This is a genomic window from Pseudoalteromonas sp. OF5H-5 (genome assembly GCF_021530695.1).
Classification (GTDB): domain Bacteria; phylum Pseudomonadota; class Gammaproteobacteria; order Enterobacterales; family Alteromonadaceae; genus Pseudoalteromonas.
In genome coordinates this window covers 125,287-139,294 of sequence record NZ_JAKGBF010000014.1, presented here as the reverse complement: position 1 = coordinate 139,294, position 14,008 = coordinate 125,287, and the positions used below count along the sequence as shown (strand labels likewise).

Sequence of the window (14,008 nt, the reverse complement as noted above, 5' to 3'; positions counted from 1 at the left end):
TATCCTTAGAAATTGAGTTGTTGCGCTTTGTCGAAGTTGCTATAGCTTGAGGTGATCACTTGCTCACCTTGTGATAAGCCATCTAACACTTCGTAATAATCTTGATTCTTTTTACCTAAGCGAATGTCACGACGCTCGGCGGTTTTGCCATCACTTGCCAACACGTATACCCAGTTACCGCCAGAGCTAGTAAAGAAGGCACCGCGTTTTAGCAATAAGGCATTTTCTTTGTTACCGCCAAGCATCAGTTCTACATCTATGCTTTGGCCGCGTTTAATGTCGCTTTGGCCGCTTGGTAATGCCACTTCAACCTGAAATTGTGATTGCGTTACACGGCTATCAATTTTGCTCACCTTGGCACTGACTAAGCCACTGTCTAACATCACATTCACTGCCATATCCGGTTGTACTTGATTTAAATAAAACTCATCAAGGCGGACAACCAACTTGTATTCATTCGGAATGTCAATTTGGCCTAACCTTGCCCCTTTACTCTTTGACTCACCGATTTCAACATCCAGCTCACTCAAGTAACCTGATACCGGCGCTTTGATCAGTAGGTTTTCGAGATTTTGACGGGCAAATTGCAAATTCTTCTGTAACATCTCAGCACTGTCTTCTAGCTGTTCGACTTGTACTTTACGAATGGAATTTTCCTGCGTTTGGCGCTCTAACGTCAGCTCCTTTCGGGCCTTGTAATACTGTAAATCGTCCTCAATTTCAGACAATCTGTCGGTTGCCAGCACGCCTTTTTCAACGAGTGGCTTGGATTGCTTATAACGGCGTTCTAAATGGCTAATTTGTAAGTCAATTTCCAGCAAGTCACGGCGTAAATTAAGGCGACTGGTTTCCATGGTCATTTGGGTGTTTCTTAGGAAGTTAAGCTGCTCTGTTACTTGTGCTTCGCGACTCATCACGTCTAGCTGTAAACTGGTATTGCTCAATCTCACTAATGGCTGACCCGCCTCAACAAACTCACCCTGCTCCACCAAACGCTCTTCTACTTGACCACCCGCGATGGTATCTAAGTAAATCGTGGTTTTTGGTACGACTTGACCACGTAAGCTTAGCGCGTCCACAAACGCCCCTTTGCTTACGGTACTCACCGTAAGGCTACTCAGTGCGAGATTTTGACTACGACCTGAAGAGGCTGTGTTATTGAATGCCAGTGCCGCTGCTGCAATGCTCAGTAGTACACCACCTGCCACCGCTTTCTTAAGATGTTTTTGCAATCCTGAACGCTCTATTTTCTTATCCATAATCACGCCTCTTGTTCTTAGTCGGTTAAATCGTTTTATCGAATATGTATGACTAATATCAAGCACCGTGCCAAGCTTGATTTTATTATAAATTACAAAATGTTAGGCATTTACCCTTATATTCTAAGAATAATAAGTGTCCGGAAATAGAACACATCAAAAATAACAAAGTGTCCATAAATGAACACTTTTCGTAGACGAGATCTAAATGATTGCGGTACGCTAAAAGAAAAATAAAGCGATCAGGATATGAAGCAGGAAGGCACCATATTAATTGTCGACGACAACAGCGATATATTAATTGCAGCAAAGCTTTTGCTAAAAAAGCATTACCAAACCATCATCACCACAGATAGCCCCTTTGATATAGAAGCGCAAATTGCATCACAGCAAATAGATGTGATCTTGCTCGACATGAACTTTAGCCAAGATGCCATTAGTGGCAAAGAGGGCTTCTATTGGTTAAAGAAAATTGTCGAGCAAGACCCAAGCATCGTGGTGTTGTTAATGACCGCCTATGGTGACATTCAACTTGCCGTCGATGCGATAAAAGCAGGCGCCGCCGATTTTATCGCTAAGCCTTGGCAAAACGACCAACTACTCGGTGCGGTTGCCGCCGCATTTGCGCATGCCAAAGACAAACAACAGGTTGGTAAGCTCACTCGTCAGACGCAAGGGTTAAATCAGGCACTCAATCAATCCAGTGGTAGCCATCAATTTGCTTTTTTAGGCCAAAGCTCGGCCATGCAAAAGGTATTTAGTACCATCGAACGCGCGGCACTCACCGATGCCAACATTTTGATCACCGGCGAAAGTGGCACGGGCAAAGAGCTTGCCGCCCACGCCATTCATCAGGCGAGTATGCGTCGCGACAATACCTTTATCAGCCTAGACATGGGTGCTATCTCCGAAAATTTGTTTGAAAGCGAATTGTTTGGTCATAAAAAAGGGGCGTTTACCGATGCGAAAAGCGATAAGGTCGGTCGCTTTGAACTCGCACACGAGGGGAGCTTGTTTTTGGACGAATTGGGCAACCTGCCGATGGGCCAACAAACAACGCTACTTGCAGCGCTACAAAATCGACAAGTCACTCCTGTAGGCGGCAATAAGCCTATTTCAGTGGACATACGGCTTATCTGTGCCACCAACGATAATCTGCAACAAGCGGTTGATGAAGGTCGTTTTAGGCAAGATTTATTATATCGGATCAATACCATAGAGATCCGTCTGCCACCGCTTCGCGAGCGTGTCGATGATATTCCACTGCTCGTAAACTACTACCTTGAACACTTTTGCCACAAGTATAAAAGGCAGCTTGAGGTAAATAGCAGCGACATGCAATGTCTACAAACCTACCCGTGGCCCGGTAATGTCAGAGAGCTCGCACATGCTATCGAACGTGCGGTGATCTTAAGTGAAACCGAGTTTTTGGATATCAGTACCGTGATTGGCACTAATCCCACGGCGGCACAAGCAAGTATGGAAGATACCTCGGACACCAATACACTCACTTTTGAAGGCACTTTCAACCTTGAAGAAATTGAACAACGTACGGTGCGTGCAGCGCTCAAGCATTATCAAGGCAATGTCTCAAACGCAGCCAAAGCGCTCGGGTTAACCCGAGGGGCAATGTATCGTCGCTTAGAAAAGTACGATTTGTAGGAAGAAAAGAAATGACACGCGTTGCTCACCATCCCATCCTTGTTTTTTTCTTTACTATCATTGGTCTAGTAATTTCCAGTGGGCTCTCGCTATATTTGTATATACAAGGTGGCTTTTCGGCAACTTGGCTGTTGATCACCCTTATTACCATCACGTTTATTTCAACCTTATACTTTCAATTTAACAAGCAAAACAAGCACATGGGTTTTGTACTTAAGTCTTTAGCCAATGGCGATAGCTCCTTGGGACTAAGCCAACATCACCCAATGCGGCAACACTTAGAAGAGATCAAAACGCGGATCCAAAGCGCGCGGTTGAGCGCCGAGCAGCAGGCTCACTTTTTACAAACCTTGCTAGTGCATATCGACTTAGCGGTTTTGGTGTTCGACAGCGAGGGGAAGGTTATTGAATCAAACCCAGCGGTAACCCGCCTACTCGGTAAACCCATTAATCACAGCAAAGATTTAGAAGATATCGCACCACTGGTTAATGAATGCGATAAGAGCTTGAAAACGATAGCAAATTGGCAATATGGCGAGCAACAAGATAACTTGTCTATACAAATAACATCAGCGCAGATCCAAGGGCAAATTCGTAAAATTGTCACCTTACAATCCATTCGTGATGCATTACAAAACAAAGAGCAGCAAGCCTATAAACGCCTCACCAAAGTGCTTACGCACGAGGTAGCTAACTCTATTACACCTCTGGCATCCATTGCACAAACCTGTGGGGGACTCTTGCCCGACACATTGAGTTTTGACGATGAAGAAGATAAACAAGACCTCGCCTTAGCGTTGCAAACACTGGCAAAACGCACTGAGTATCTGGGCGCTTTTATCGCCCGTTTTAGAACGGTGAGTAATTTACCCAGCCCAGCGCTGCAACCTGCCCAGCTAGCGCCGCTGGTAGAGGGCATCTATCAGTTACATCAACAAAGCTGTCATCAAGCGAACATAGACTTACAGCTTGATGTTAGCCACTCCCAACTGGTGATGTTAGACACGGCTCAAATTGAGCAAGTACTTATTAACTTAACCAAAAATGCCATAGACGCGGTGCAGCAGCGCAATGAAGAAGACCTGCGAAACACCCGCCAAGTGGTATTAAAGACCGGAGCAAATAACGTAGGCCAGCACTATATAGAAATAAGCGATAATGGGCCCGGCATCGCAGAGCATGTCATTGACATGATTTTCGTGCCGTTTTTTACCACTAAACAACAAGGCTCGGGGATCGGCTTAAGCCTCTCAAGACAAATTATGATTAATCATGGCGGCGACTTAATTTATCTTAGGCGCGAACAAGGCGCATGCTTCAGATGCGTATTTGGTTAGTAATCAACGCAATCTAGGTGAAGCAAAACATATTCGTTTGGTAATATGGGAGCCCTTGTTATTTGAGATCCTTCGTTGTCATTTAGTGCTACATTAAAGCTAAGGTAAAACTATCCAAAAGTGTGTAGTACTTAAATTGGCAGTCATAGTTAGCCGCAATCGTAAAACCACGGCTAATATCGCTCTAAATGATTGAGAATATGAGGAAAAACATCTACATCAGCCTGACGCCCAAAGATACAATCTATATGCGCGTAATTGGGGATCACTTTACGCGTAAACTTAGCCTCACCAAAGGCAAGACAAAGACGTTCATAGGTTTTTTTCGTGCTCTCGGGTAAATAACATTCGTTATCTGCCCCGCTAATAAATAGCGTCGGTACGTTTAACCGGTTGATGTGTGGCATGTAAACGTCCTTGCCATCTGCATCGACCAGTTTTCCTGCGCGACAAATTGCAGCAAGGTGCTCAAGGGTTTGAATATTGGCTTCGGCAAATAGTTCATCAATATGCTCATGCAGCAAATCGGTTAACTGGTCATGACGGTATAAGGAGGCGTACATAAAAGTCACGCGATGGCAGCTGTCATTGTTGCATCGCCCCTGTGCTTCAGCGAGCGCGTACAAGCCTAACGCCTTATCATACAAAGAGGCAAGCCCATTGCTCTGCTGTGGTACTCGCGCCGTTAGCGAGTCTACGCCCAGCCTTTCTAAAAATGAGGGGAGATGTAAACCTGTCTTCATTTTCGTTGCCATCGGCACCACCACGTCCGCCGCAATTTGTGATGCAACAACACTTCGAACCCCTGAAAGGCCGCTAAGCATAGACATAAAGAAGGTCGTAGCACCATAACAATGCACCACCGCCTGGATACTATCTGCTCCCGTGATGGTTCGGATCTTGTTCACTGCAGCAGGGTAATCGTATTTCGCTACCTGATCGCCATTTGATTGCTTTGCGGCAGCAGGCAACAAAATACTGACTCGATAATCCAATAGCCACACGTCATATTGGTTAGCGACTAGGTACTCGACTAAGTTGGTATCTATCATATCGGTGGAAAAGATACTCGAAGCAACTCCCAGCCCATGCACTAATATAACCGGGCCCTTGTCACCGCCACGATAACGAGTCAGCGATAGCTGCACATGATCAGCTGTATCAAACAAGTATACTTCAGGTGTTGGAGCCCTTAGCGGCCGCTTTTTGCGCACCAATTCACCACTGTGCGTTTTTTCTTGGTAAAAAATACTGCCGTAACTTTGATATAGAGTGCCCGCAAAAAATTGCCCAAAGCGTGCGATGGCTTTTAAGCGAGCCGCTTTACTCTCGGCATGACTTACACGAATAGTGGCAAGCTGCGTCACAAAATCAATCGGCGCTATCTTCATAATACCGTGACCACATACGGCCCCTTGAGTATCTTCTCCTTCATGAATATCAACAAATAAGGTTGTAGTATCATCCCAAAGATCGAGAGAGTGAGGGTCGTCTTTGATTAACTTAAAGGCATTAAAGAAGTACTGCTTGCCATCCTCCGCCATTAAATTCATTTTATAGATCATCTTCCGAGTATTTGGAGGAAAGGCCTGACGCTCAAACAAACGAAACTCACCATTGCGAACGATCAGTGGTTTATCAGAAAGCACATTACACTCAACGCGACCCGAAATATGCGCTTTATGTTGTGGGTCGGTCAACATCACCTCTAGATCCATCGAGGTGACCGTCAATACAAAAGACAGCGTTTGGTTTGTTTCTTGGCCCAGCTGATAGGCAGCCAAGTAGGTTTGTAAAGAGGTAGTGCTTGGCTCTACCACGCGGCTAAAATAGCCCTGCATTCGCTCTGTAAACGCCAACCCTGTTGTAGTCGGCTCAGCGGTACGGGAGCGGCTTGACGGCAATTGATAGTCAATTTGCCAATCACGGTCCTTGGCGATAAGCGCACAGCAGCGCTCTGTCAATGCACTTATCGTAAGCAGCGGATTGACCGCAAGCGACGTTGGAATGATGGCACCATCTGACACATAGAGCGAGTCGTAACAGGCATCACTCTCTCCCGTAAACACTTGCCCTTTATGATTCACCACCCCTTCGGAACCCGTCTCAGCAAGCCGACAGCCACCTAAAGGATGAACTGTAACCAAGCGATTATTCAACCACGGTGACCAAATTGGGTTTTTAACATAGGTGCCACCGAGCGCTGCTGTCGCTTGAAGCAGCTTTTCACTCGCATGATGAAAATTAGGCTGAGCTCCTAACTCAGGCCAACGGATGTTCAACTCGTCTTGCTCTAAAGTTATGACACCTTGGCTATCGTCATGGCTCATTACTAAGTAGGTCTGAGTATGTTTTACCGCACCATGATAAGCGCCTCGCCATTGGCTTTGCCATACTCTCGCTTGCTCCTCCAAAGCGTCATAAAAACCATGATCCGTGTCGAGTCCAACTACACCCGCTGCACTTGCAAGCGCAGTTGGTAACACTCCTGCCATGGCGCCAGGTAAACTACCCTCTTCAATAATCATTTGTTGCGCGCGTTCGCTCGCTTCACGGAGATCGATTGCACTGGTGATACAAGGTCCTGTAGGCGCTTTGCCTTCTGGTTCTAGATTGCCAACCCCAACACCACCGATTTCGCTGTCGCAGTTATAGCCAAAACCCAACATATCGCCATTACCGGTAAAATGCTGACCAAGTTGCGAAGAGATAGCCAAACCGCGACTTTGGCTACGCAATAAAATTTCATTACTACCCAGCGTGCCAGCGGCCAAGAGCACAATATCCGCCTCAACAAATAACGGGGCTGCAGAAAAGCATTCTGCGCCGGTTCCCATGTCTTGGTAAAACACCCGCCAACCAGAGTCGATTTTCTCAAGGTAGCGCACACGGGCCTGACAATAAATTTCTGCGCCATGATTCCAAGCATCCGGTAAGTAATTCATTCGGGTGGTATTTTTGGCATTGAAATTACAACCAGACACACAGTCTCCGCAGTTATTACATGCTTGCTGCTCAACACCCACATGGTTGATGCCACCTTCTGGGGTCGCAAAACATACATTGATTGGTACTTTATTAAAGGGGGCTTCTAATGCATTTGCCGACTGCTGGTGAGCCTTAAGTTTATTCAAAGTTGGGTAATGTTCAGGGTATAAGGCAGGCTTCAGCATCTCTCGAGCCCGCGAGAACCCCTCTTCCAACAAACCATCCTCATCATCTCTAATCGCGTGTGGCCATACTGGATCTCTCAGTACTGCATCTACTGGGGACAAAGCAACATTGGCATTGATAAGAGAGGTACCACCTAAGCCACAACCGACGACGACATTCTGTTCACGGTGCATATGAATATCAAATAATCCCAAATGAGAGCCCTTGTGCCCTGTTTGGCTATTAAACTGCAACTCACCAGCGGCCTCCAACTCGGTATCCGGAAATTCTCCCGTTAAAAACTCGCGCCCTCGCTCAAGTAGGCAGACTGATTTTCCGGCTCTCGCCATGCGTGACGCAGCGATAGAGCCACCATAACCACTACCAATAACAAGTACATCGTAATGCGGCTGAATTGCCGCCAGAGGTGAAGAAATTGGTTTCATTTGCTTGATTCCCTCTTCTTATTTTCGCTCACCACCTTGCCCGTGGCGATGCTATCCGTGAAGTATCCTCCATCGGAGGCATACTGACCCTAGCAATAAGAGTAGAGCATTTATTGCACAATCGCGCAGTACACTGGTTAAATAATCCGGAGGATCAGCGGCAACAATAACAAACACCCCACCCCCCAAAGAATTTTATTGTTTGTCAGCAAGGCTGCGCGATACCCCATCATCAACCCAAGGGAGTCCAGCTTTGGCACCAGCCAAAACAACAATCCAGAAAATAGCAGTGTTCCTGTGATCACCAACAGGCTCTCAGGCACACCACCGAGTTGATAACGGCTCAGCCAGAGCGCCAAGGCAATAATCACGCTTTGATGCCAGAGATAAATGGGAAACACCGCTTTATTGAGCCCCGTAAGCAGTGGATGAGGACGGTTAAGATAACGCGCCGCTAATGCTAATATCAACAACACTGCGCACACACGCTGTAACACCAACACAAAACTCCCACCCCAAGTAATGAAGGTAGTGCGCGTGTCTTGCTGCAACCAGTAAAAATGATATAAAAGCAAAATAATCATGGCGTTGACGGCACAAACCCACAGCAGCACTTTACCTTGTCGAGCAAGCCAAGCCCAAAACCGATTATGCTTAGCAAGCAGATAACCTGCGAGCAGAAAAACAAACCCCTGAAATTCTCTTTTGCTATCACCTTCCAATGCCAACTGAGCCCAGAGTAAGCTTGCAAAAGCCAGCACGCTTAGTAGATAAGTTGACCAGCGCAAAGTGATACAATGCCGGAGCATTACTTGAAGCTTAGAATTAAAGACGATATGCAGTACAGCAAGGAGCAAAGTAAAACGCCATAATTCTCGCAAATACCACAAGTGATTGACATCGACATGGGGCCAAATACCGCTTTGATATTGACTAAATAAAGGGCTGTTAAAATCAATAAACTGTTTGTAAAAATCAACATACCCGAGCGTTAATCCAGCATTTTGCTGCATTTCTACGTACAGTTGCACTGGCACAACAACCCATATGCCAAATAATAGTGGGAGCAATAACAAAGGAGTACGAAAGAGCATGGCTGTGCATGCTCCTTGTTTATCAAAAATATATCTAAGCGCAACTCCCGAGATAAACCAGATAAGCAACATGCGCCATGGTGAGATCAGTAACATCAGATATTCTAGCCAAACCGAAGTATAAGCACTTTTGTAGTGAAAACCCCAGTTAGGTACATATAACATAGCGGTGTGATAAAAAATGAGTATTGTAAATGCAATAACACGCAGCCAGTCTAGCTCTACTCGCCGATTTAAATGATCCATGTTATTTTCTTTTTGAAAGTAAACTTACCCCTACAGTGCGCCAATACAGCGTACAAACAAACGAATTTTGCTTAAATAACAATAGCTAGGGATAAACCGTGGAATAGAGGGATAAAATAAGTGACCGCTTTGCATCCAGTTGCTAGAGTAAAAGAAAAACTCAAACCATGATGTTTTCACGTACCTTTATTCAGCAATACCACCCTTTGATGGCAATGGCATTACTCGCCCTCTTTCTGGCGATTAATAACACCTTAAATGCCATTACTCTGATCATGGATGCCAACCGAGATGCGCAGCTCGATTTTGCGCTGTGGGAGCCTTTCGTGTGGGAATATACCAGTGCAGCTGCCAGCTTAGCCTTAATTCCCGTCATATCTTGGTATTTAAACGCATTTCCTTGGCAGTGGCATAAACCTGTTAACGTCGCTTTTAGCTTTTTTATGGCCTCACTGTTATTTTGTTTTGGCCATGTTGGCATCATGGTGTTATTACGTGAAACGATTTATTTTAGTTTGCAACTAGATTACAACTTTCACCTTTCTTGGTTTGAACTTATCTATGAATATCAAAAAGATGCATGGAGTTTGGTGTTCTTTATTGCACTCATAAAAGGTTATCAATTTAGTGTCTCCCATATGCTTGGTGAAGCATCTCCGATAAAACAAGAAAGCGATGAAGGTGAAACACTCCACAAACCTATTCATCACTTATTGGTACGTAAGCTTGGTAAAGAATTTATCGTTAAAGTTGAAGAGGTTGAGTGGTTACAGTCGTCTGGAAATTACGTCAACCTACACGTAAATGGCCGCATTTATCCGCTACGCTCGACGCTTGCTACTTTATGTCAGCGCTTAGACCCCGTTGGCTTCGTGCGTATTCATCGCTCTTTTGCTATTAATGTGTCTAAAGTGGTAAGTATTACGCCGCTCGCCAGCGGTGACAGTGAAATCGCATTGCAAAGTGGGAAAGTATTAACGCTCTCGCGAACCTATAAAACACAATTTAAGCACCAACTACGCCTTGAATAAATGGGCAATACACGATCAGTGAGTAATCGCGTGTTATTGCGTTAATCCCATTAATCAATGATAAATGCTGTAACGCTAAAGTTCATTTTGTATCCATTTCATCGCTCTACACTACACAGCCGCAACAGGTAAGGTGCCTATTTTTGCATTTGCACCGAATTTATATACAATCTTATGCGGTTCAGATGCCTCATTGGACTGCATAATAAAAGGATAATAAAAAAGGCTCTATGAAAAACCTCATCACTCCATTACTCGCAGCAATCCTGCTCCTAAATGGCTGTAGCCAAATACAGCAACCTCAACAGGATGAACCAACGCCAGATAACTCCGTGCAAACTGGTGTAAATAAGCCAAGAGAGACAGTTAAAAACGAAGCTAAAACGGTGGTTAAAACACCATATGATCCGCTCGCAACTGATGATTTATGGCTCCGCATTAAAGATCAGCTCAGCTTTGCCGATTCCGACGATAAGCGTGTAAAACAACGGATTGATTGGTATCTCAGGCATCCAAACTATATGGATACCATCAGTGAACGTGCAGCGCCGCTACTTTATTACTTAGTAGAAGAAGTCGAAAAGCGCGATATGCCAATAGAGCTTGCATTGATGCCGCTAATTGAAAGCGACTTTAATACCCAGGCCTACTCTCACAAGCATGCTTCGGGTTTGTGGCAACTCACACCGCTGATTGCAAAACATTATGATGCCAAGATCAACGCTTGGTATGACGGTCGCCAAGATATCGTAGACTCGACCCGTGTCGCATTGGACTTTTTGCAATACCTCCACAAACGTTTTGATGGTGATTGGTATCATGCCATTGCCGCCTATAACACAGGTGAAGGTAGAGTGCTTGCAGCCATTGAACGAAATAAAAAAGCAGGTAAACCAACTGACTTTTTCCATTTGAAGCTACCGCGCCAAACAAGTCACTACGTACCAAAGCTACTTGCGGCATCACAACTGCTAAAGCATGACTTAATGAAGTTTCCTAAGATCCCTAATCGTTCGTTAATCAGCGTTATTAAACTCGAACAACAAGCTATTTTATCTGATCTTAAAGGTTGGAAAGAAGTCGAGGTATTAAATCCAGGCTATGCACGTTTTCCTGCATTACTCGGCGGCCCTGAGCATATTGTCATCCCTACAGCGCGCGTGTCAGAGTGGCAAACCATGCTCACACACTTACCAAAAATGCCCGCGGATACATGGCAACATTATACTATTCGACGTGGAGACTCTCTTAGCACCATTGCAAAGCGCTACTCGCTAACTGTCGCCGAATTAAAAGCCTTTAATCAATTAAAGAGTGACCGTATTCGTGCAGGAAAAAAGCTAATTTTGCCCATTTTGGCAGACAAACAACTGGACTATCAGATCAAACACGGCGATAGTTTATGGCGCATTGCGAAACAATTTAATGTCAGTGTCGCTAAGCTAAAGCAATGGAATCAGCTTTCGACAGATAGACTTAAAATTGGCGATACGTTACTCGTATTTCTGTCGCCCTAGGGCGTAATATCAGTTGGATAAATATGTCAGAACATAATAATAACTCACACTCTGAAGATTTGACCGAAGAGAAACGCACTGAGCGCCTAAACCCATCTCCACATAATTCGAGACAAGCGAGAGGGACATTTAAACTCTCTCGCTCTAAAATGAACACCATTTTAGCCCTGTGTGCGATGTTTATTTCCGCAGCGTCGTTTTACGCCACCTACCTGCAAGCAAAGGCTGCTCAGGAGCAAGTTTCCGCAGCCGAAAAGCAGCTAAAAACTGAAACCTGGCCATGGCTACAATTCAGCTATAGCAACTTTGATTTAGACTCCACTCAAGCAACGATTAGAGTCGATATTCGCAATTCAGGAACCGGACCTGCCATAATCCACTACATTAAGTACGAGTTTGATGGCGAAAATTACTTTGATGTTACCGAACTGATGGACGCTTGTTGTAACCTTAACGCCTATCAAGCAGCGCTTAGTGATGCTCAAGACGAAGAATCAAATATCAATTATCTAAAAAAGTTTGGTTGGTATGTTTCCAGTGCACCACAGAAGATATTGCTGGCAGATGGCGACACCTTCAACATTTTCACCATGCCAAAAAGCAATTTTAATCGCGGGTTATGGGATAAAATCGATGCCCACAAATCGGTTTTTAAGGCAGAGGCCTGCTACTGTTCTATACTAAAACAGTGCTATACCACGAACGAAAAAGCAGTGATCACTGAGGTACCTAGTTGTTCAACGACACCGATAAATTCTACCAAAGAGTAATACAGCACTTATTGCAATTTGAGGGTGAGGTACTGCACTTGTACTTAGATGTGAATGCCAATCCGACGATTGGTGTTGGTTTTCATATGCAAAGTGTTGAACAATTTTGCCAATTACCGATGCGAGATAGGCGCTCCAAACGCTCTGCCACCCTACAACAAAAGCGCGATGAATACCGTAATATTAAGGGCAAACCCAGCGGCTACAAGGCTTCTTGGTATGCGCAATATACCGAGCTTACCTTGCCACCAAAAGCGTCTAAAAAATACCTTGTAGAGCAAATCAAAGAGTTTGAACAGTACCTCATTCATTTTCTTGCCAAGCAAGAAACTGGCAGCATTCCTTATCAGCTATTACCGACGCCCGCTAAGATTGCGCTATTGGATATGGCTTATAACCTTGGTACCAGTAAGTTATTTTTGGCCTTTCCTAATTTAATTAAAGCCGTCAGCGCACAAGATTGGCACAACGCAAGTAAAGAGTGTAGCCGTCTACATATTAGCCCAGCACGAAACGAAGCCACCAAAAAGCTATTCCTCAAGTGCGAGAAATACAAACGCTATCAACTGACTTGGTTTGAAACTTTGGTTAAAAAGCTAAAGCGTTGGCTACATAGCTAACAAACAATTATAACGATTGGCAAACTGAGTTGTTATCCCTCTATAACATATAAACATAATGCACTAATATTATTGAATAAATTTTATTTTCTTGGTTTTTGAACTTGTGAGTTTTTATGCTAACTTGACCAAGTCGCATCTAGGATATGTTGGTTTATTGAGTGAGTCTCTGGCGAATACGGATGGCAGTCATAACTACACCTCTTGTATTTCCAGCAAGACCTCTCTGTCATGACGCTCTAGTCGCTACAGATACAGTTATAGTCTGGTAACAGACCAAGTTAATGGCGCTGGATTTGTAGCTGCTTTTCTAGTTGGCGCAGCTTTGGGTGGATTAGCGAAGAAGCTTTACAATAAATACGCTTCACCTATCGGTCAGCTCCGTGTTCTGGATCTGACCTACTTAGTAGGACACGAAATCATGTTTGAGTTTATTGAGTCTCTGTTACCTGTGTTTTTCGTTTTTATTTACGTAGTACTGCAAGAGAGATGGAAGGAAAAGTGCGACTTACCTTTAAAACAGCATATTTTAATTGTGCTCGCAAAGATAACAATATGCCTAGTTTCTGTTGTGTCATTGGTGTTTATTTTTGGCAGTTGGCTTGGTGCTAGTGAAATACAAATGCTACCAATTGTTGCTATCGGATTCGGCTGCGCCTATGGATTAGCCTGTTATTTACTCGAACCCTTTTACTCTAAGAAAAGCTAAGGCCTGCTACAAACGGGCATAACAGGGGATGTATCAAACATTAGTTCTCAATAAAGCTTTGAAGAATATAGGAACTAAACTGAATGAAGTACATTGCATTATTACTATTATTAGCAACTAACCTCTCGTTATATCTTTATAACGGCGTGCCAAATTATATCTTT

General features: G+C 44.4%; 10 protein-coding genes. 7 read left to right on the top strand and 3 right to left on the bottom strand.

Annotated elements, in window-relative coordinates:
- Positions 1–5: 5 nt before the first annotated feature.
- On the bottom strand, positions 6–1,259 hold the full coding sequence (locus tag L1271_RS18980) for an efflux RND transporter periplasmic adaptor subunit (protein WP_102057789.1): 1,254 nt from the start codon (positions 1,257–1,259) through the stop codon (positions 6–8).
- A gap of 249 nt (positions 1,260–1,508) precedes the next feature.
- On the opposite strand from L1271_RS18980, the gene L1271_RS18975 reads away from it, so the two are divergent.
- Together L1271_RS18975 and L1271_RS18970 are read left to right on the top strand one after the other, a co-directional pair.
- A complete protein-coding gene (locus L1271_RS18975; RefSeq protein ID WP_235368536.1) occupies positions 1,509–2,921 on the top strand; it encodes a sigma-54-dependent transcriptional regulator in 1,413 nt (470 codons plus the stop codon).
- An 11-nt stretch (positions 2,922–2,932) separates the two neighbouring features.
- Positions 2,933–4,258: a sensor histidine kinase gene (locus tag L1271_RS18970; RefSeq protein WP_235368535.1), complete on the top strand. Its 1,326-nt coding sequence runs from the start codon at positions 2,933–2,935 to the stop codon at positions 4,256–4,258.
- 173 nt (positions 4,259–4,431) lie between these two features.
- Here the strand turns inward: L1271_RS18970 and L1271_RS18965 are convergent, their stop codons facing one another.
- Both L1271_RS18965 and L1271_RS18960 read right to left on the bottom strand, forming a co-directional pair.
- Positions 4,432–7,857, bottom strand: coding sequence for a GMC family oxidoreductase N-terminal domain-containing protein (locus tag L1271_RS18965; protein WP_235368534.1), 3,426 nt, complete (start codon positions 7,855–7,857; stop codon positions 4,432–4,434).
- A gap of 137 nt (positions 7,858–7,994) precedes the next feature.
- A complete protein-coding gene (locus L1271_RS18960; RefSeq protein ID WP_235368533.1) occupies positions 7,995–9,197 on the bottom strand; it encodes an acyltransferase family protein in 1,203 nt (400 codons plus the stop codon).
- Between the two features lie 167 nt (positions 9,198–9,364).
- On the opposite strand from L1271_RS18960, the gene L1271_RS18955 reads away from it, so the two are divergent.
- The 5 genes from L1271_RS18955 (at position 9,365) to L1271_RS18935 (ending at position 13,844) form a co-directional block, all read left to right on the top strand.
- Entirely contained in the window at positions 9,365–10,228 is an 864-nt protein-coding gene (locus L1271_RS18955; protein WP_235368532.1) for a LytTR family DNA-binding domain-containing protein, read from the top strand.
- 230 nt (positions 10,229–10,458) lie between these two features.
- On the top strand, positions 10,459–11,745 hold the full coding sequence (locus L1271_RS18950) for a LysM peptidoglycan-binding domain-containing protein (protein ID WP_174170170.1): 1,287 nt from the start codon (positions 10,459–10,461) through the stop codon (positions 11,743–11,745).
- 23 nt (positions 11,746–11,768) lie between these two features.
- Positions 11,769–12,515, top strand: coding sequence for a hypothetical protein (locus L1271_RS18945; protein WP_010606979.1), 747 nt, complete (start codon positions 11,769–11,771; stop codon positions 12,513–12,515).
- Complete coding sequence (locus L1271_RS18940; protein ID WP_199539668.1) at positions 12,479–13,135, top strand: hypothetical protein; 657 nt, start codon at positions 12,479–12,481, stop codon at positions 13,133–13,135. The genes L1271_RS18945 and L1271_RS18940 overlap by 37 nt, the downstream gene beginning before the upstream one ends.
- A 421-nt stretch (positions 13,136–13,556) precedes the next feature.
- Positions 13,557–13,844 (top strand): hypothetical protein, encoded by a 288-nt coding sequence (locus L1271_RS18935; protein WP_174170167.1) that lies wholly within the window; start codon positions 13,557–13,559, stop codon positions 13,842–13,844.
- Positions 13,845–14,008 lie beyond the last annotated feature (164 nt).